This window comes from Bathymodiolus platifrons methanotrophic gill symbiont, from assembly GCF_002189065.1.
GTDB lineage: Bacteria > Pseudomonadota > Gammaproteobacteria > Methylococcales > Methylomonadaceae > Methyloprofundus.
This window is the reverse complement of the sequence record NZ_BDMN01000117.1, coordinates 1-17,857: the sequence shown is the minus strand read 5'-3', so window position 1 is coordinate 17,857 and position 17,857 is coordinate 1. Positions and strand designations below refer to the sequence as shown.

At 40.5% G+C, this 17,857-nt stretch carries 19 protein-coding genes; 18 read left to right on the top strand and 1 reads right to left on the bottom strand.

Annotation, left to right across the window (positions count from 1 at the left end; genetic code table 11):
- Window positions 1–162: 162 nt before the first annotated feature.
- The 4 genes from coxB (at window position 163) to CDZ78_RS07235 (ending at window position 4,566) form a co-directional block, all read left to right on the top strand.
- Window positions 163–1,341, top strand: coding sequence for a cytochrome c oxidase subunit II (gene coxB / locus CDZ78_RS07250; RefSeq protein WP_087869423.1), 1,179 nt, complete (start codon window positions 163–165; stop codon window positions 1,339–1,341).
- A 46-nt stretch (window positions 1,342–1,387) separates the two neighbouring features.
- Window positions 1,388–3,001 (top strand): cytochrome c oxidase subunit I, encoded by a 1,614-nt coding sequence (gene ctaD / locus CDZ78_RS07245; protein WP_087869407.1) that lies wholly within the window; start codon window positions 1,388–1,390, stop codon window positions 2,999–3,001.
- A gap of 157 nt (window positions 3,002–3,158) precedes the next feature.
- Window positions 3,159–3,689, top strand: a complete 531-nt coding sequence (locus CDZ78_RS07240) for a cytochrome c oxidase assembly protein (protein ID WP_167374208.1) — start codon at window positions 3,159–3,161, stop codon at window positions 3,687–3,689.
- A gap of 10 nt (window positions 3,690–3,699) precedes the next feature.
- Window positions 3,700–4,566, top strand: coding sequence for a cytochrome c oxidase subunit 3 (locus tag CDZ78_RS07235; protein ID WP_087869405.1), 867 nt, complete (start codon window positions 3,700–3,702; stop codon window positions 4,564–4,566).
- 67 nt (window positions 4,567–4,633) lie between these two features.
- On the opposite strand, the gene CDZ78_RS07230 is transcribed toward CDZ78_RS07235, so the two are convergent.
- On the bottom strand, window positions 4,634–4,882 hold the full coding sequence (locus CDZ78_RS07230) for a twin transmembrane helix small protein (protein ID WP_307190463.1): 249 nt from the start codon (window positions 4,880–4,882) through the stop codon (window positions 4,634–4,636).
- Window positions 4,883–5,196: 314 nt separating this feature from the next.
- Here CDZ78_RS07230 and CDZ78_RS07225 point away from each other — a divergent pair, with 314 nt between their 5' ends.
- The 14 genes from CDZ78_RS07225 to lipB all read left to right on the top strand — a co-directional run.
- Window positions 5,197–5,940, top strand: a complete 744-nt coding sequence (locus tag CDZ78_RS07225) for an SURF1 family protein (RefSeq protein ID WP_087869404.1) — start codon at window positions 5,197–5,199, stop codon at window positions 5,938–5,940.
- Entirely contained in the window at window positions 5,933–6,646 is a 714-nt protein-coding gene (locus CDZ78_RS07220; RefSeq protein WP_087869403.1) for a redox-active disulfide-containing membrane protein, read from the top strand. Before CDZ78_RS07225 ends, CDZ78_RS07220 begins: the two co-directional genes overlap by 8 nt.
- A 6-nt stretch (window positions 6,647–6,652) precedes the next feature.
- On the top strand, window positions 6,653–8,605 hold the full coding sequence (gene ftsY / locus CDZ78_RS07215; RefSeq protein WP_087869402.1) for a signal recognition particle-docking protein FtsY: 1,953 nt from the start codon (window positions 6,653–6,655) through the stop codon (window positions 8,603–8,605).
- A 5-nt stretch (window positions 8,606–8,610) separates the two neighbouring features.
- Window positions 8,611–9,276, top strand: coding sequence for a cell division ATP-binding protein FtsE (gene ftsE / locus CDZ78_RS07210; RefSeq protein ID WP_087869401.1), 666 nt, complete (start codon window positions 8,611–8,613; stop codon window positions 9,274–9,276).
- 297 nt (window positions 9,277–9,573) lie between these two features.
- A complete protein-coding gene (gene ftsX, locus CDZ78_RS07200; RefSeq protein WP_167374207.1) occupies window positions 9,574–10,515 on the top strand; it encodes a permease-like cell division protein FtsX in 942 nt (313 codons plus the stop codon).
- Between the two features lie 130 nt (window positions 10,516–10,645).
- Window positions 10,646–10,882: an RNA chaperone Hfq gene (gene hfq, locus CDZ78_RS07195; RefSeq protein ID WP_087869398.1), complete on the top strand. Its 237-nt coding sequence runs from the start codon at window positions 10,646–10,648 to the stop codon at window positions 10,880–10,882.
- A gap of 31 nt (window positions 10,883–10,913) precedes the next feature.
- Complete coding sequence (hflX, locus tag CDZ78_RS07190; RefSeq protein WP_087869397.1) at window positions 10,914–12,179, top strand: ribosome rescue GTPase HflX; 1,266 nt, start codon at window positions 10,914–10,916, stop codon at window positions 12,177–12,179.
- A gap of 139 nt (window positions 12,180–12,318) precedes the next feature.
- Window positions 12,319–13,512 (top strand): FtsH protease activity modulator HflK, encoded by a 1,194-nt coding sequence (gene hflK / locus CDZ78_RS07185; protein WP_087869396.1) that lies wholly within the window; start codon window positions 12,319–12,321, stop codon window positions 13,510–13,512.
- A gap of 2 nt (window positions 13,513–13,514) precedes the next feature.
- Complete coding sequence (hflC, locus tag CDZ78_RS07180) at window positions 13,515–14,372, top strand: protease modulator HflC (protein WP_087869395.1); 858 nt, start codon at window positions 13,515–13,517, stop codon at window positions 14,370–14,372.
- A 75-nt stretch (window positions 14,373–14,447) separates the two neighbouring features.
- The gene (locus CDZ78_RS07175) at window positions 14,448–15,641 is read left to right on the top strand and encodes an ATP phosphoribosyltransferase regulatory subunit (protein WP_087869394.1); all 1,194 of its coding nucleotides are present in this window, start codon (window positions 14,448–14,450) and stop codon (window positions 15,639–15,641) included.
- A 12-nt stretch (window positions 15,642–15,653) separates the two neighbouring features.
- Window positions 15,654–16,946 carry an adenylosuccinate synthase gene (locus CDZ78_RS07170; RefSeq protein WP_087869393.1) on the top strand — a complete coding sequence of 431 codons (1,293 nt, stop codon included), beginning with the start codon at window positions 15,654–15,656 and terminating at the stop codon, window positions 16,944–16,946.
- Window positions 16,947–17,124: 178 nt separating this feature from the next.
- Entirely contained in the window at window positions 17,125–17,253 is a 129-nt protein-coding gene (locus CDZ78_RS23610) for a hypothetical protein (RefSeq protein WP_280175552.1), read from the top strand.
- Window positions 17,241–17,546 (top strand): 2-thiouracil desulfurase family protein, encoded by a 306-nt coding sequence (locus tag CDZ78_RS07165; RefSeq protein ID WP_087869392.1) that lies wholly within the window; start codon window positions 17,241–17,243, stop codon window positions 17,544–17,546. Before CDZ78_RS23610 ends, CDZ78_RS07165 begins: the two co-directional genes overlap by 13 nt.
- Window positions 17,536–17,857, top strand: a 322-nt coding sequence (gene lipB, locus CDZ78_RS07160; protein ID WP_087869391.1) for a lipoyl(octanoyl) transferase LipB, incomplete at its 3' end; no start/stop codon positions are given. The genes CDZ78_RS07165 and lipB, both read left to right, overlap by 11 nt.

The following is a 17,857-nucleotide window of genomic DNA, read 5'->3' as shown; positions in this document are numbered from 1 at the left end:
TAAAGAAAAAACATCCCTAGCTTAGCAGTGGCTCATGAGTTAAAATTACGAAGTTTGATTGTGATAAGGGAAAAGGGACGCTTTGCTAAGGGAATAAATGCAAGTCACAACAATTTTGGCGCATTCAATCAGTTTATTATTAATATTAGAGGAGGCTTCTCCGTGATGAAAACAAAGCAATTATTCGCAGGTCTGACCCTGATGGCTACAGGCCTAGGGACAGCGCATGCGGACTATACTCTTAACTTAATGGAGGGCGTGACATCAATTAGTAAAGATGTCTATGGCTTGCATATGTTGGTGTTGTGGGTATGTGTGTTCATAGGTATCGCAGTGTTCGGTGTTATGTTCTACTCAATCTACTACCATCGTAAATCAAGAGGGTATAAAGCATCAAGTTTCCATGAAAGTACTAAAGTGGAAATACTCTGGACTATCATTCCAACCATTATTTTGATCGCACTAGCAATTCCTGCTACTAAGGTCATGCTGGAAATGGATGATATTAAGGATTCAGAGATGTCCATTAAAGTCACGGGGTGGCAGTGGAAGTGGGAATATGAATACCTTGATAATGGGATTCATTTTTTCAGTAGTTTAGATGAAGCAAGTAATAAAGCGAGACAGCTTAATTCGGGTATTGATCCGCGGACTGTTCCGAATTATCTATTAGAAGTTGATAAGCCTTTAGTGGTTCCAGTAAATACTAAAATTAGATTTTTATTTACAGCAGCTGATGTAATTCACTCATGGTGGGTGCCTGATTTAGGCTGGAAAAAAGATACTATTCCTGGCTATATCAATGAAGCATGGACATCGGTAGAAAAAGCGGGAACTTATCGTGGGCAGTGTACTGAGCTTTGTGGTAAAGATCATGGCTTTATGCCGATTGTAGTGATTGCTATGGAAAAGCCTGATTATGAAGCATGGGTTGCTGAGCAAAAAGGTATCGCAGTTGAAAGCGCGGCTGCTGCAGAAAAAGATTGGTCTCAGGAAGATTTGCTTGCTAAAGGTGAAAGCGTTTACGCAAATAACTGTGCATCTTGTCATATGGCAGATGGTGCTGGTTTAGCAGGTACTTTCCCCGCTATAACTAGTAGTGCCGTTGTTACTGGTGATATGAATGCACAAGTTGAATTAATGCTAAATGGTAAAGGCATGATGCCTGCTTTTGGGCAAATGCTAGATCCTGTTGATTTTGCAGCAGTATCAACATTTATCCGCAATGGCTTAGGTAACTCAGTTGGTGATTTAATTCAGCCTGCTGCGATAAAATCATTACAAGCCGCGATTCCAGCCGTCGAATATGACGATGATGACGAACAGACGTCATCATTATAGTTATTAAATCGAATTCTTTATTTAGTATTTTTAAGAGGTATTAATTATGTCTGCTGTCGTAGCTGAACATGAACACGATGATCATCATGATCATGGGCCTGAAAAAGGCTTTTTAAGGTGGATAATTACCACCAACCATAAAGATATTGGTACGCTTTATCTATTATTTGCTCTAGCGATGTTTTTTGTCGGCGGAACAATGGCACTTATTATTCGTGCTGAGTTATTTGAGCCCGGTATGCAGTTTGTTAGTCCGCAGTTTTTTAACTCGATGACAACCATGCATGCATTAGTGATGGTATTTGGTGCAGTTATGCCAGCTTTCGTCGGTTTTGCTAACTGGCAGATTCCATTGATGATTGGTGCGCCAGATATGGCTTTACCAAGAATGAATAATATGAGTTTCTGGATGTTAGTTGCCGGAATACTTTTATTAGCCAGCACACTATTTATGGAAGGCGGAGCGCCAGCTTCAGGCTGGACTTTATATCCACCGTTAGTCTTACAGACAGGTGCAGCACTACCATTCGCAATCTTCGCAGTGCATATGCTGGGTATTTCTTCGATTATGGGGGCGATTAATATTATCGCGACTATTTTCAATATGCGTGCGCCGAAAATGACATTGATGGAAATGCCATTATTCGTCTGGACCTGGTTAATTACTGCATTCTTATTGATTGCGATTATGCCAGTGTTTGCCGGTGCGGTAACTATGCTATTAACTGACCGTTTCTTCGATACCAGCTTTTTCGATGCAGCGGGTGGTGGTGACCCGGTTCTTTATCAACATATTTTCTGGTTCTTCGGACATCCAGAAGTATATGTCATGATTCTGCCTACTTTTGGTGTTGCTTCAACGATTATTCCAGTGTTTGCGCGTAAGCCATTATTTGGTTACAGCTCTATGGTTTATGCAACAGCAGCAATTGCATTCCTATCATTTATTGTATGGGCGCATCACATGTTTACCGTGGGGATGCCGATGGCAGGGGAGTTATACTTTATGTATGCCACCATGCTGATTGCGATTCCGACCGGGGTTAAGATTTTTAACTGGACAGCAACGATGTGGCAAGGGTCTATGACTTTTGAAACACCTATGTTATTTTCAATTGCATTTGTTGTACTGTTCACATTAGGGGGCTTTACTGGCCTAATGATGGCGTTAGCTCCAGTTGATTTCCAGTATCATGATACTTATTTCATTGTTGCTCATTTTCATTACACATTAGTACCTGCGTCTATCTTTATTCTGATGGCGGGTGGTTATTTCTGGTTACCGAAATGGACCGGGAATATGTATGATGAAAGACTAGCAAAATTCCACTTCTGGTTATCTGCTATTTCAGTGAATATTTTATTCTTCCCTCAGCACTTCTTAGGTTTAGCGGGTATGCCACGTCGTATTCCTGATTATGCAGTGCAGTTTGCTGATTGGAATATGGTATCAAGTGTTGGTGCTTTTATCTTTGGCTTTAGCCAGTTGTTATTCCTTTATATTGTTATTCAAACAATTAGAGGGGGAACGGGTGAAAAAGTAACGGATGAAGTCTGGGAAGATGCGCATAAACATAGTTTAGAGTGGACATTGCCATCTCCAGTGCCATATCATACTTTTGCAACTCCACCAGAAAAGATTCCAACAGAACATTTCTAAGGAGTTAGGCGTAGCTTTGCCAGCCCGGGTTTGTTTGGTGCTGGCAAAGTCAGCTGAAAATAATGAATACTAAAACAAAAAATATATTGACTGCGGTTGCCCTTGCGGTTGTTGCAATTTCAATTTATGTTTTTGCTGTTATAAGAGTTACTTCTTCGTGACATCAGATGATTTAGAGCAGAAGAATAAAAAAACAGTACGCAGCTTACTTTTATTAGTGCTGGTGATGTTTTTATTTGCAGTGGCATTGATACCTTTGTACGATATTTTGTGCGAAATAACAGGAATCAATGGAAAAACCAGGCAAGAATCGGCTGTTTTAGATTACAAGATTGATACACAGCGAGAAATAAGTTTTGAATTTATTACTTCTATAGGTGCAGGTACAGGTCTAGCGTTTAAAGCTGACAACTACCAGTTAAAAGTGCATCCTGGAGAAGTGATTAAAATGCAGTATACAGCAACAAATAAAACAGATAAGCGTATGCTTGCCAAGGCAAATCCTAGTGTTACACCGGGGCCTGCTGTAGGATACGTTAAAAATACTAAGTGTTTTTGTTTTGATACCCAGGTTTTTGAAGCAGGTGAGACTAAGCATCTTGAGGTGCAATTAGTGATTGATCCAGCCTTACCTGAACACTACAAAAGACTGACATTTGGACTTACATTTTATGATACTACTAATTAAATAGGGGATAATGATGTCTACAGGCGCATATTACATTCCACATAAGGCAACGTGGCCCATTGCAGCAACTGCAGGTATGATGCTTACGTTAGCAGGTTTTGCAAATTACCTGAATGGTAATGCTGCAGGATCTACTTTTATGATTCTGGGGCTGACAATTTTTATAGTTATGCTGGCTGGCTGGTTTACCATGCAGGCTAATGAAAGTGAAACCGGTATGTATAACCATTACGTAGGAATTTCCTACCGTATGGGTATGATGTGGTTTATCTTTTCTGAAATTATGTTTTTTGCAGTATTTTTCGGTACCCTTTGGTATACACGTAACCTATCTATGGATTGGTTGGCTGGTATTGGTGATGGTCCAGGGCGATCATCAGGAATGCTATGGCCTTCATTTGAAGCCATGTGGCCTACTAATGGGCCGGGTGAAATAGGTGGCGAATATGAGCCTATGGGTGCTTTTGGTTTACCTTTATTGAATACATTAATTCTACTGACTAGTGGCGTTACTCTTACCTGGGCGCATCATGGTTTGCTGGCTAAAAACCGTAGTCAGTTGATAAAAGGCTTGATAGCGACTGTTGTTTTAGGTTTCTTGTTCGTTGCTTTTCAGGCGCTTGAATATCAAGAAGCGTATCATGATATGGGCTTAACTTTAGGTTCTGGAATCTACGGTTCAACATTCTTTATGCTAACTGGTTTTCACGGTGCGCACGTGTGTATCGGGGCCATTATGCTAACGGTTGTTTTATTCCGTAGTTCAAAAGGTCATTTCACACCGGAAAATCATTTCGTCTTCGAGGCGGCTGCCTGGTACTGGCATTTTGTTGATGTGGTATGGTTAGGCTTGTTTATTTTCGTTTATTTGCTGTAGGCGATTTGTATTGCCAAAAAAAGCACTACCTAGAGTATAGGTAGTGCTTTTTTTTTGTCTAAATTAATTATTTTTGTTGCTCAGCCATTTTTGCTTTTTGTAACTGCATTTGCATACCAATTCCTGTCGGCTGTATCAGCCCAGTCATAAAGGCAATGGAAAGTAAGATAAATAAAGCCAGGGAAATACTAATACGATATGTCAGTGCCTTGACAGTTTTTTTAGATGATTCTTTGTGTTTTATAAGGTGAAACAAGGCTGTGCCAAGGCTGGCAATAATCGTTAAAAAAACAAGAATAATAAGAATTTTTAGCATAATGTTAAGATATTCAATAGTGAAAAATATAGCTATACAAGGGTGTGGCAAATACATGTAGCATCTGCTTTTTAGGCGCGTAATGAACGCTATCAATCTCTATAGAATGATAAGGTTTTACAAAAGGAAGTTCTACCTATCCTACGTTAAATTTTACACGGCTACTTAGTGCTTTCTTGATCCTCGTTTTTGTATGCACTTTTTTAGCAAGTTAGTCTATCGGCAAAAAACGACCGCTAGAAATCTGCAAATGTGTCCGTGCGAAGTATAGATATATTTTAATACATAATAAGCATTTTAGTAATGACCGATTAATGAAACAGAGTTTTTTTGTATATCGTTGTAGAATAAAGATTTTACCGTTACTGGTATTTGTTTGCTTACTAGCTTTATTGTTACGCTTGGGCTTTTGGCAGTTAAACAGAGCAGAAGAAAAACGTGAATTCTTGATTTCTCAACAAGATAGGATGCAGAGAGATGTATTTCCAATCGCGAAATTATTAGCTGATACGAAAGATATAAGATATAGACGTGTCATATTGGAAGGTCGTTATGATGTTGAGCATCAGTTTCTCCTGGATAATCAGGTTCACAATGGCAAAGTAGGCTATTTAGTATTAACGCCATTTATCTTGTCGGCTGATGGTCAGAGTGTATTGATTAATCGCGGTTGGGTGTTAATGAATAAAGACAGGCGCCAATTACCAGATATTGATTTCATGCCGCCACAAGGAAAGTTATCAATTGCTGGTGTAATTAACAATTTTCCACAAGTAGGTCTGGTTCTAGAGGGTGCTGACGAGCCAGGAAAAGGCTGGCCTTCGGTAGTGCAACTTATTAATAGACAGAAAATTAATCATAAACTTAATCGGTCGGTTCTGGATTTTCAGGTGCAGTTATCGGCTGATCAGCCGTATGGCTACCTAAGAGAGTGGCAGGTTAATACGCGCATACCACCAGAAAAACATATGGCTTATGCATTTCAATGGTTTGCATTGGCCGCAACCCTAACTTTATTATCCCTTTGGATGAGTTGTAAAAAACAGAAAGATGATTGATCAAACAAAGAAAAATCAGCGCACGATTATTATTTTAGCCTTAATGACTATTATTCCCTTTTCATTTGCCTGGTATTTAACTACAGACCCTGACTTTAAGCCGGGATCAACCAACAAGGGTGACCTGATTATCCCGCTTATAACGACTGAGCGTACTGAGTTGCAGGGGATAGATCCCTTTTCAATTAAAAATATTGATGAATTGAAAGGTCACTGGGTAATGTTAAATATTATTCCGGCGGAACAATGCAATAAGGTTTGTGCGAATGCAATCCATGCGACCAGGCAGATACGTTTGATGATTAATAAAGAGTTAACGCGTGTTAGACGGGCAGTAATAATCATGCAGGGTGAGCAGCAAAAAGACTACCTATCCTGGAAAGAGCAGGGTGACCATGTGTTAAAACTTGAAACAGCAGAGTTTCGAAAGCTGGGGGAGCCTGAAAATCCAGATGATTCTTTGTTAAAGAGTAACACAGAAAATATTGTGTCTTGGTGGGATGAAGATTATCGCTTATTAAAAGTTAAGCCTAGTGCTGCTCTGGCAGAAAAAATCAAGTCACTATTAGGGGCAGATATGGCAGCAGGGCAATTGATTCTAATGGATCCTTTGGGTAATTTGATGATGCAGTATAAATCAGGTTTTGACCCCTATGCAGTTAAACGTGATATAAAAAAATTACTTAGAATTTCTCAAATTGGGTAAGTAGATATGTTTAGATTTTCCACGCTTTTGGTTTGTTTTTTTACTTTACTGACAACCGTATCAGGAGCATTGCAGCGCTTTGCGCCGGTGAAAATGCAATCCTGTTCAGAGTATTCAAGCTGCTACGCACAAATTAACCAGATTTTTAGTCAGGCAACAATAGGCTTATATGATATTGCATGGTTGATACACTCTTTAAGTGCACTAGCCGTCATTTTATTCGTGGCTGTTATGCTGCTTACTAGCTTCTGGTCTAGTTCTTCCCGGGTATCATCTGCCATCTGGGCTCTGGTTCTAGCCGGTATTGTTGGTTTACAAATTCAGTTAGGCATTTATCAAACACTGGCAAGTCAGGCGTTAACTCATTTTGTGCATTATTTGTTAACTGCGCTGATGCTATTTATTGCCTTTCACATATATATACGTAGTAAAACAGTCTGGGTTAAGCGTGGTGATGGGAAAAAGCTCTGGTTAATCTCTGTTGCAATCCTGGTATTAGGGCTGCAGTTAATTTTAGGGGCATGGCTTGCTGCCAATAATGCAGGGCTAGTGTGCGGGGAATTTCCTCGCTGCCTTGGCTCCTGGTGGCCTGCTGCTGATTATCAATATGCGCTGAATATCTTTTCATCCTTGTCATTTAGTGCAAAAGTTGCTGTGCACTGGCTACATAGGGTTCTATCGGTCGTAGTTTTTATTACCCTGACATGGGTGATGTTAACTGCGACAGCAAGTCGTATTAAACAAGTGCGTTGGGCCGGTGCTGTCGTTAGTGGTCTATTGTTAGTGCAGATAGCGTCTGGTATGGTCCTGGTTAAATTAGCCCTGCCTGTCTGGGTTGTGGCGGTTCATGGCGTTGTTGCTATCGTATTGATGCTGCCATTGCTTGCAATCAGGTTTTATACTAAATACCAGGCTTTAGAAGACCTTAGCGGTGAAGCACAACAGCAGGATATTGAATTACCTGAGGTAATCGGTCAGGAACCCATTGCGCTTGAGGTTAGTAAAGAATTTCCTCAGCTTGAACTAGTCGAGCCTGAGTCTTTATATTTACGTTTAAAAACGCAACTGGGTAAAACACGTACAGGTCTCGGTGCTGTGTTATCAGTTGTTTCTGGTAATAGAGCAATTGATCAGGATTTACTGGAAGAAATAGAAACAAGCCTGTTGATGGCTGATGTCGGAATGGAAGTCACTAGCAATATTATTGCTAAACTGGAAGAAAGTGTAGAGAAGCACCAGTTGCAAGATGTATCTGCTTTACAAGCATTGCTGAAACAGCAGTTACTAGAGTTGCTGGAGCCGGTAAGTCAGCCTTTATTGATTCCAGAAAAGCTGGGGCCCTATGTCATTCTAGTGGTTGGAGTCAATGGCGTTGGTAAAACGACAACGATTGGTAAGTTGGCGCAAAGGCTACAGCAGCAAGGTCATAGTGTTATGTTGGCTGCGGGGGATACTTTTAGAGCAGCGGCGGTTGAGCAATTACAAATCTGGGGTGAACGAAATGATATTCATGTTGTTGCACAGCATACAGGCGCTGATTCTGCGTCAGTAATTTTTGATGGAGTGCAGTCTGCTCAGGCAAAAGGTATCGATGTATTAATCGCTGATACAGCAGGACGATTACACACTAAAGCGAACTTGATGCAAGAGTTAAGTAAAATCAAACGGATTATGGCTAAACTGGATGATACTGCACCTCATGAAGTATTGTTGGTGCTGGATGCTGGAACAGGACAAAATGCACTTTCTCAGGCTGAAAATTTCAATAAATCGGTTGCTTTGACAGGAATTGCGCTGACTAAATTAGATGGTACTGCTAAAGGGGGAATGATTTTCGCTTTAGCTAAGCAGATCGGGGTGCCTATTCGTTTTCTTGGTGTTGGTGAAGGCATCAATGATTTACAGGATTTTAATGCAGAACAGTTTATAGATGCATTATTTGTCTCGGTCGAGCAATAACGCTTATGCTAACCGTCGATCAAGTGTTTAAACGTTATGCTGATGCGGGTGATGCCTTGTGTGATGTCAGTTTTCATTTGCAAAAAGGTGAAATGGCATTTCTAACCGGGCACTCGGGCGCAGGAAAAAGTACCTTGCTTAAGCTGATTGCAGCAATTGAACGCAGTACTCGAGGGCAGTTACTGGTTGATGGTCAGAACCTGAATCGATTGTCTGATCGGCAAATTCCTTATTTACGACGCAAATTAGGACTGATTTTTCAAGATTATAAACTCTTATTTGATAGAACTGTATTTGACAATGTTGCTTTGCCTCTAGTAGTTGCGGGTGTTGGTCAGCATGAGGTTGCCCGACGAGTGCGTGCAGCATTAGATAAAGTGGGCTTATTAGGTAAAGAAAACAAATACCCGCTGGCTTTGTCGGGAGGAGAGCAGCAGCGTATCGGCATAGCGCGAGCTGTGGTTAATAAGCCGGCTTTGATTTTGGCGGATGAACCCACTGGTAATCTGGATCCTGAATTATCAGCAGAAATTATGTATTTGTTTGAGCAGTTTAAACAAGTTGGGGTGACAATTTTAATTGCAACTCATGATATTGCTCTGGTTAATCAATTAAATCATAAAGTATTGCAATTAGAGCGTGGACGACTTATTGGTCAGCAATTATCCTAGAATCCGCAGTTGACTGTTATAAAGCACTATAAACTACTGAAAGTAAAAATATAATGATAGTAGATACTTGTCACCTGTTGGGTGAGAATACCCCGCTTCACGGTTTTGTGAATAAATCTGAGCACGAAATACTGCGTTACAGCTCTTGCCAAGGACTACGGCCATTACCTGCGAGCTGTGCCTTGTCTTTCGCACTCAGATTTTCCACAAAATCCGTGCTCAACTGCGGTTTCTAGGATTATGAAGCCCGTTAGAAAAGCCAGAGAGTTTAATGCGAGAGCAGGTAATAGGCCCAAAATGACTAAACGAGGGTCAGAAAGTCGTGCGTTAACCAGTCTGCAATTAAATCGGCAGTCACTTATTTCCAGTTTAGTGCGTTTATTGCGGTCTCCTTTTTCATCGGCGATGGCAATAATAGTCATGGCGATAGCCATTGCTTTGGCTGGAAGTTTCTATGTTATGGTGAATAATGCCCAGCAATTAGTTAATTCCTTGCAAGCAGGAAAGCAGATTTCATTGTTTTTGCATGAGGAAATTAGTGATCAACAGGCCAAAAAATTAGCCTTAAAATTACAGGCTGAAGATTCTATAGCTAAAGTAAATGTCATTTCCAGACAACAGGCGCTGGAAGAATTTCAGCAATACAGTGGCTTTGGTGCGGCTTTGAATGCACTGGAAAATAATCCCTTACCTATTGTTATTCAGGTTTATCCTGAGGAATCGTTGACCGAAGCATTCCAGCTAACCCATTTGTTAGAGAAAATGCAGAATGATTCCGCCGTTGATTTTGCACAAATGGATATGCAATGGCTTGCACGTTTGCAGGCGATGATGCAAATGGCGAATACTGTAGTCATTATTTTAGCTGCTTTACTAGCATTTGCAGTGCTGTTTATTATTGGCAATACGATACGTTCTGAACTGCAAGCACGTAAAGATGAAGTTATTGTGACTAAATTAGTAGGTGGTACCAATACGTTTATTTGCCTGCCTTTTTTATATACGGGTTTCTGGTATGGATTTATCTCTGGATTACTGGCGTGGGCTGTTATTAATTTTATATTGTTTATGATTAATGCGCCGATAGAGCAATTATCTTTGCTCTATCAAAGTCAGTTTCAATTGCAGTTTATGAGTTTTGCTGAATCTATTTTGTTGTTATTTGCTTCATCAGCACTTGGAATCTTAGGGGCATTCAGCGTTGCAAGTCATCAATTAAGTTTATTAAAACCAGAATAGTATTGATTTTTGGCTTTGAGTCCTTATATCTTGTAAAGCGAGCGAATTATCGGTAAGGTAGCGATTGAGATAATATTTGGAATATCAGCTTAAGTCTACTCAAATAACAGAAAAAAATAGGGAGAGCAATATGCCAAAAAGCCAGAATTTACAGGATACTTTTTTAAACACGCTTAGAAAAGAACATACACCTGTGTCCATTTTTTTAGTTAATGGGATTAAGCTGCAAGGTCGTGTTGATTCATTTGATCAATATGTCGTAATGTTGAAGAATACCATGGTGCAGATGGTTTATAAGCATGCTATCTCGACTATAGTGCCGGGTAAGCCCGTCATTTTGATGAATAAAGAAGATGAGGTCGAGTAATTGAAAGCCTGTTGTATCAAGGAGATTAAATTTGTTTGATCGTCCAGAGTCTGGGGAAAGAGCTGTTCTGGTACATATTAATCTAAATGAAGGCCAGGAAGATTTAAATGAATTAAAGGAGTTAGCAAGTTCGGCCGGGGCTGAAGTTGTTCACGTATTAACCGGGTCGAGGAAGTATCCAGATGCCAAGTACTTTATTGGTTCCGGAAAGCTAGAGGAATTAAAGGCTGCCATTGAAGAAACAGAGGCAGACCTGGTTTTGTTTAATCACGTATTAACGCCCAGCCAGGAACGTAATCTAGAGGCTGCACTTGAATTTCGAGTGGTTGATCGTAATGGGCTGATATTAGATATTTTTGCCTTACGTGCAAAATCTTATGATGGTAAATTACAGGTTGAATTGGCGCAATTAAACCACCTGTCTTCACGTTTGACCAGAGGCTGGACGCACCTGGATAGACAGAAAGGTGGTATCGGAATGCGGGGCACCGGAGAGACCCAGCTAGAGGATGATAGGCGTCAGGTAGGTGCACGAATAAAATTAGTGCAAAGCCGTCTGGAAAAAGTAGTAAAACAGCGACATCAAGGACGTGCCAGACGTAAGCGTTCAGAAATTCCAGGCTTATCATTGGTAGGCTATACAAATGCAGGGAAATCGACTTTATTTAATAGCCTGACGGGTGCAGATATATATGCAGCTGATCAGTTATTTGCTACCTTAGATCCGACGCTAAGGCGCTTTAAGTTAGCTAATGCTTCGGAAGTTGTTCTGGCAGACACTGTGGGTTTTATTCGTCATTTACCGCATGAATTAGTGGCAGCATTTAAATCGACTCTGCAGGAAGCAACAGAGGCAGATTTATTATTGCATGTTATTGATGCCAATGATGAGTATCGAGCTGAAACTATTGCTGAAGTTAATAGAGTGCTGAAAGAAATTGGGGCGGATATTAATAAGCAGCTAGAAGTCTATAATAAAATTGATTTACTCGATGACTTTGAACCACGGATAGATCGTAATGGTCTGGGTTTACCTATACGTGTCTGGGTGTCAGCAAAGACAGGAGCAGGTATGGACTCGCTGTTACAGGCTTTGGCGGAGCTTTTCTCTGCTAATAAAGTAACGCGCTTATGTCATTTATTACCTACTCAGGGCGGAGTACGTGCCAAATTATTTTCAGTTGCCAATATTATACGGGAAGATTTTACCGAGCAGGGAGGTTGGGACTTGCTGGTAGAGATTGATAAGCAGTATATGGGAGTTTTAACTGAAGTGGAAGTTGAAGAAATAAATTAAGGATGATTGTGTAATCATGATTTTTTTAGGATAATTACCAAGTGAAATCATACGGAATTATACATATGCTTTGCGTAAATATGGATGTGAAGTGTATTGTTGGGTAAATTTTTTTGCAGTATAAATGTGGAGTTAAATAATGTCTTGGAATGAACCGGGCGGTGATAAAAACAAAGACCCTTGGAGTGGTCGCAAAGAGGAAAATGGTCCTCCTGATTTAGATGAAGCAATTCGTTCTTTGCAAGATAAATTAGGTGGCTTGTTTGGTGGTAAAAAAGGAGAAGATGGTAATGATGATAAATCTCCGCCTTCACTGAAAGGGCTAGGCTTCTTGGCGGTAGGTGCGGTAGCTCTTTGGGCTGCAAGTGGTTTCTATATTGTTGACGAAGGAAATCGTGGTGTCGAATTACGTTTTGGCAAATATATTACCACCACTCAACCAGGTTTGAACTGGAAATTACCAGCTCCGATTGAAAAAGTTGAAATTGTTAATATTGCACAGATTCGCTCTCTAGAAGTTGGTTATCGTTCAGGCGGTGGTCGTAAGGGAACAGTCTCTAAAGAAGCGCTGATGTTGACAAAGGATGAAAATATTGTCGATGTACGTCTAGCGGTACAATATCAAGTCAGCGATGCAAAAAAATATTTATTCAATATTCTGAATCAGACAGCCACTTTGAAACAGGTAATTGAAAGTGTCGAACGTGGTGTTATCGGTGGTAATACCATGGATTATGTTTTGACAGAAGGGCGTACCAAGATTGTTGCTGATATCAAGACTGAAATTCAGAGTGTCATAGATTCTTATGAGTCGGGTATCATTATCACCAGTGTAAACTTACAAGATGCGCAGCCACCAGAACAGGTGCAAAGTGCTTTTGAAGATGCGATTAAAGCGCGAGAAGATAAACAGCGTTTGATTAATGAAGCTGAAGCCTATGCCAATGATATCGTGCCAAAAGCGCGAGGAGCTGCGGCTAGGGTTATACAGGAATCTGAAGGTTATAAATCACGTATTATTGCTTCTGCAGAAGGAGACGTGAGTCGTTTTACGCAGATTTTGGCAGAATATAAAAAAGCACCCAAAGTGACACGGCAACGTATTTATTTAGATACGATGGAAGAAGTTATGAGTGGTACTGATACTGTGATGGTTGATGTGGAAGGTGGTAATAATCTTATGTATTTGCCATTAGATAAGCTGGCAGCTAAGTCACAGGTAATGAGAAACCGGGTTAATGCTAATCAATCAGCTCCATCGGCAAGCCCGTCTTATAACCCAACTAACACACCTCGGCCTTCCAGTCGTGGTCGTACTCCAAGAGGACGTTAATCATGTCAGCAAATAAAATATTAGTGACTGTTGGGGCGATATTTACTTTTTTCATGATGTGTGTTTTTACTGTAACTGAAACAGAAAAAGCCATAAAGTTTAAATTTGGTGAGATTGTCAGATCAGACTATCAACCAGGTTTGCATTTTAAGTTTCCCTTTATTAATAACGTCAAAAAGTTTGATGCGCGTATATTAACTCTGGATTCTGCGCCGGAACGTTTTTTAACGGCGGAAAAGAAAAACGTCATCGTAGATTCATTTGTAAAATGGCGTATTGGCGATGTTACTACTTTCTATACTTCCGTGGCTGGAGATGCTTACCAGGCTAATATACGCTTAGATCAAATTATTAAAGATGCTTTTCGTAGCGAGTTTAGTAAGCGTGATATAAAACAGCTGGTTTCTACTGATCGTAGTGCAGTGCGTGAAGCATTGATTACTAATACGGCTAAAGCGGCAGCTCAATTAGGTATTGAGATTGTTGATGTACAAGTAAAACGTATTGATTTACCCAGTGAAGTGAGCCATTCTGTTTATAGCCGTATGGAAGCTGAGCGTGCGCGAGTTGCACGTGAGTTTAGATCGCAAGGGTCTGAAGCTGCTGAGAGAGTTCGTGCGGATGCGGATAAACAAAAAGAAATTATTCTGGCCGACGCCTATCGTGATTCAGAAATCATGAAAGGTCAGGGCGATGCAAAAGCTGCTGAGATCTATGCTAACGCCTATGGTAGAAATATTGAGTTTTATGCGTTTTACCGTAGTATGGCTGCTTATAAAGAAACATTTAGTAAATCAGCCAATATAATGGTTATAGAGCCAGATTCTGAATTCTTTAAATATTTTAAGCAAATGAAATAACAAAAGCATTTGCTTGATTGAATAATTTAACGCTCCGCTTTTGCGGGGCGTTTTTGTGTGAATTGGAAAATTATCATGTTGCAAAGAGACCCGTGGCTATTGCCAGATGGTGTTGAAGAAGTTTTACCTGAAGATGCTAAGCACCTAGAGACATTACGTCGCCAATTGCTTGATGTTTTTGAATGTTGGGGTTATGAAAAAGTAATTCCACCTTTTATAGATTATTTAGATTCACTGTTAACAGGGTCAGGTCATGACCTGAATTTGCAGACCTTTAAATTAACAGATCAATTGAGTGGTGAAGTATTAGGCATACGTGCCGATATGACCCCTCAAGTAGCAAGAATTGATGCGCATAGCTTAAGTCATCAGCAATCTACACGTTTATGTTATGAAGGAACAACTCTCCATACTCGTGGAGATGCATTAGATAAAACGCGTATCCCCATGCAAATTGGTGCCGAGTTATTTGGTCATGCCGGGATTGATAGTGATACCGAAGTTGTACAGCTTATGCTTGAAGTTCTGGCAATGGCGGGGTTGAAAAACGTACATCTTGATTTAGGGCATGTTGGTATTTATCGTGGGCTGGTTGCTCAGGCAAATTTGACAGCGGAACAAGAGCTGGCATTATTTGAGGTATTACAGCGTAAATCAAATAGTGAACTAGCAGAGCTATTAGATAGTTATGATATTCAGGCTGATTTACAAGCTGTTTTCTTAGCTTTACCAAAATTAAATGGTGATAAATCAGTATTGGCAAGTGCAAGAGAGATTTTTGTGGTTGCAGATGCAGGCGTAAACAATGCTTTAGCGCAGTTAGAAGAACTTGCTGGCATATTGCATGATTATTACCCAGAATTGACTATTAGTTTTGATTTAGCTGAACTACGTGGCTATCACTACCATACGGGTATGGTTTTTTCTGCGTTTGTTCCTGAAGTTGGTAAAGAAATTGCTCGTGGTGGGCGTTACGATAATATTGGCCAGATATTTGGTAGTGCCAGACCGGCCACAGGTTTTAGCGCAGATTTAAAAGTTCTGGCAGCACTGACCAAAAAAGATCAGGAAAAAGATGTAGTGGTAAAAATCCTGGCGCCTATTGCCATAGGTGATCGCGCATTAGATGAGAAGGTGCGTGACCTTCGGGCTACTGGAAGTATAGTGATTAAACAACTATCTGGACAGCAAAATCAAGCTGAACAACTAAGGTGTAATCAACTATTAGAAAAAATTGATGAGAACTGGGTTCTTGTCCCGTTAAATTAATCTGGAACTGTTATGGGTAAAAATGTTGTAGTTATCGGCACGCAATGGGGCGATGAAGGCAAAGGTAAATTAGTTGATTTGTTAACCGATCAGGCAAAAGCAGTGGTACGTTTTCAGGGCGGCCATAATGCTGGGCATACACTGGTTATTGATGGCAAAACGACAGTTTTACATTTAGTTCCTTCGGGTGTCTTGCGTGAAGACGTACAATGTTTAATTGGTAATGGCGTGGTGTTATCACCGGAAGCCTTGCTTACAGAGATAAAAATACTGGAAAAATCTGGTATTCCTGTGCGTTCACGTTTATTAATTAGTGAAGCCTGTGCGTTGATTTTACCGATTCATGTTGCCATTGATCAGGCGAGAGAAGTTGCTAAAGGTGCTAAAGCCATTGGTACAACTGGACGAGGTATCGGTCCGGCTTATGAAGATAAAATTGCTCGTCGAGGTATTCGTGCGGCAGATTTATTAAATCCTGAGTTATTTACTGAAAAGTTACGTGAATTAACGGCATTTCATAATTTCATGCTAACAGAATACTATAAAGTGCCTGCAGTCGATTTTGACACTATGCTGGCCGATTCTTTAGAGCTGGCAGAGCATATTAAGCCGATGTTAATTGATGTTGCTGAAAAGCTGCATGATTACCAGGCTAAAGGTGAGAATTTACTATTTGAAGGTGCTCAAGGAGCCTTGCTTGATATTGATCATGGAACTTATCCTTATGTTACTTCATCAAATACCACAGCCGGTGGAGCCGCGACAGGAACAGGCGTAGGTCCTTTAGATATTGATTATGTGCTGGGGATTACTAAAGCCTATTCTACCCGTGTTGGTAATGGACCTTTTCCAACTGAATTAGATGATGCTTATGGTCAGCATTTGGGTGAAAAAGGTCATGAATTTGGCGCTACAACCGGAAGAAAAAGACGTACCGGCTGGTTTGATGCGGTCTCTATGCGTAAATCAGCACAAATGAATTCACTAAGTGGTATTTGTCTAACTAAATTAGATGTACTGGATGGTCTGGATAAAATCGGTATTTGTACTGCCTATAATATTGCTGGCGAAGAAACAACTATTGCGCCACTAGGTGCAGAGAAGTATGAAGCCTGTAAGCCTGTTATTGAATACATGGATGGCTGGACTGATGAAACGCGGGGTGTTACTGAGCTAGATAAATTACCTGCGAATGCACTGGTTTATATTAAACGCTTAGAAGAGCTGGTTGGTGTTGAAATCTCTATTTTATCCACAGGCCCAGAGCGTAACGAAACGATTGTTTTAAATAATCCTTTTGCTTAATTTTCCATTAAGCTAGTTCCCACGCTCTGCGTGGGAATTCATTTGAGAACGCTCAGCGTTCCTTGACGCAAGCGTCAGTCCATGTGTTCCCGCGCAGAGCGTGAGAACGAGAGGCTTTGTAAAAAATCCATATTAAGGTTTTTACTTAAGCTTTTGTCATTTCCCCCCCCCAAAAATTATGTACAAATATGATGGCCTGCTTATTCATCAGGAATATGATGAACACGGCCCTATAGAAATCGTCGAAACGGATGGTGTACGTGCTCTGCATTTTGGTACACACCCTAGGCAACAGTGCATTTACTAACTTGTAATCAGCCTATTATTGACCTAACAGAAAAGATGATTGCATACGCGCATGCTTTCCTGAAGAACCATAAAATATCCGGAATCATTTTAAAAGATAAGTCGCCTAGTTGCGGCGTGGGAAATTGTAAACAATGGAATGAGGCGGGGGAAGTGCAGCACCATGGTACAGGGGTTTTTGCTGCTACGGTACGGAAGTTAAAACCGGGCTTACCGATGTTGCAAAGTAATGTAGTGACTCAAGCAAGTGATCTGGATGATTTTATACAAAAAGTAGACGGATATGAATATTAAGATACGTCATCAGGGGAAACAGGATTATCTAAGTTGTTGGCGGAAAATGCAGGATTATACCTTATCCAGAGATATTGATAGTGCTGATGAAATCTGGATCGTTGAACACTCTCCTGTCTTTACTCAGGGGTTAAATGGCCAGCCAGAACATTTATTACAGGTCTCAGATATTCTGGTGGTCGATACTGATAGGGGAGGGCAAATTACTTATCATGCGCCTGGGCAGTTAGTTGTTTATACCTTAATCGATATAAAACGAAGAGGCATCGGTGTACGTCAGTTGGTAACCGTCCTGGAACAGGCTATGATCG

Excerpts from the sequence above, each read along its gene's own strand:
- ftsE (WP_087869401.1), top strand. The coding sequence starts at position 8,611 with ATGCTAACCGTCGATCAAGTGTTTAAACGTTATGCTGATGCGGGTGAT.
- hfq (WP_087869398.1), top strand. The coding sequence starts at position 10,646 with ATGCCAAAAAGCCAGAATTTACAGGATACTTTTTTAAACACGCTTAGA.
- ctaD (WP_087869407.1), top strand. The coding sequence starts at position 1,388 with ATGTCTGCTGTCGTAGCTGAACATGAACACGATGATCATCATGATCAT.
- CDZ78_RS23610 (WP_280175552.1), top strand. The coding sequence starts at position 17,125 with ATGTACAAATATGATGGCCTGCTTATTCATCAGGAATATGATGAACAC.
- CDZ78_RS07225 (WP_087869404.1), top strand. The coding sequence starts at position 5,197 with ATGAAACAGAGTTTTTTTGTATATCGTTGTAGAATAAAGATTTTACCG.
- ftsX (WP_167374207.1), top strand. The coding sequence starts at position 9,574 with ATGACTAAACGAGGGTCAGAAAGTCGTGCGTTAACCAGTCTGCAATTA.
- hflK (WP_087869396.1), top strand. The coding sequence starts at position 12,319 with ATGTCTTGGAATGAACCGGGCGGTGATAAAAACAAAGACCCTTGGAGT.
- CDZ78_RS07230 (WP_307190463.1), bottom strand. The coding sequence starts at position 4,882 with ATGCTAAAAATTCTTATTATTCTTGTTTTTTTAACGATTATTGCCAGC.
- CDZ78_RS07175 (WP_087869394.1), top strand. The coding sequence starts at position 14,448 with ATGTTGCAAAGAGACCCGTGGCTATTGCCAGATGGTGTTGAAGAAGTT.
- CDZ78_RS07170 (WP_087869393.1), top strand. The coding sequence starts at position 15,654 with ATGGGTAAAAATGTTGTAGTTATCGGCACGCAATGGGGCGATGAAGGC.
- ftsY (WP_087869402.1), top strand. The coding sequence starts at position 6,653 with ATGTTTAGATTTTCCACGCTTTTGGTTTGTTTTTTTACTTTACTGACA.
- hflC (WP_087869395.1), top strand. The coding sequence starts at position 13,515 with ATGTCAGCAAATAAAATATTAGTGACTGTTGGGGCGATATTTACTTTT.
- CDZ78_RS07235 (WP_087869405.1), top strand. The coding sequence starts at position 3,700 with ATGATGTCTACAGGCGCATATTACATTCCACATAAGGCAACGTGGCCC.
- CDZ78_RS07220 (WP_087869403.1), top strand. The coding sequence starts at position 5,933 with ATGATTGATCAAACAAAGAAAAATCAGCGCACGATTATTATTTTAGCC.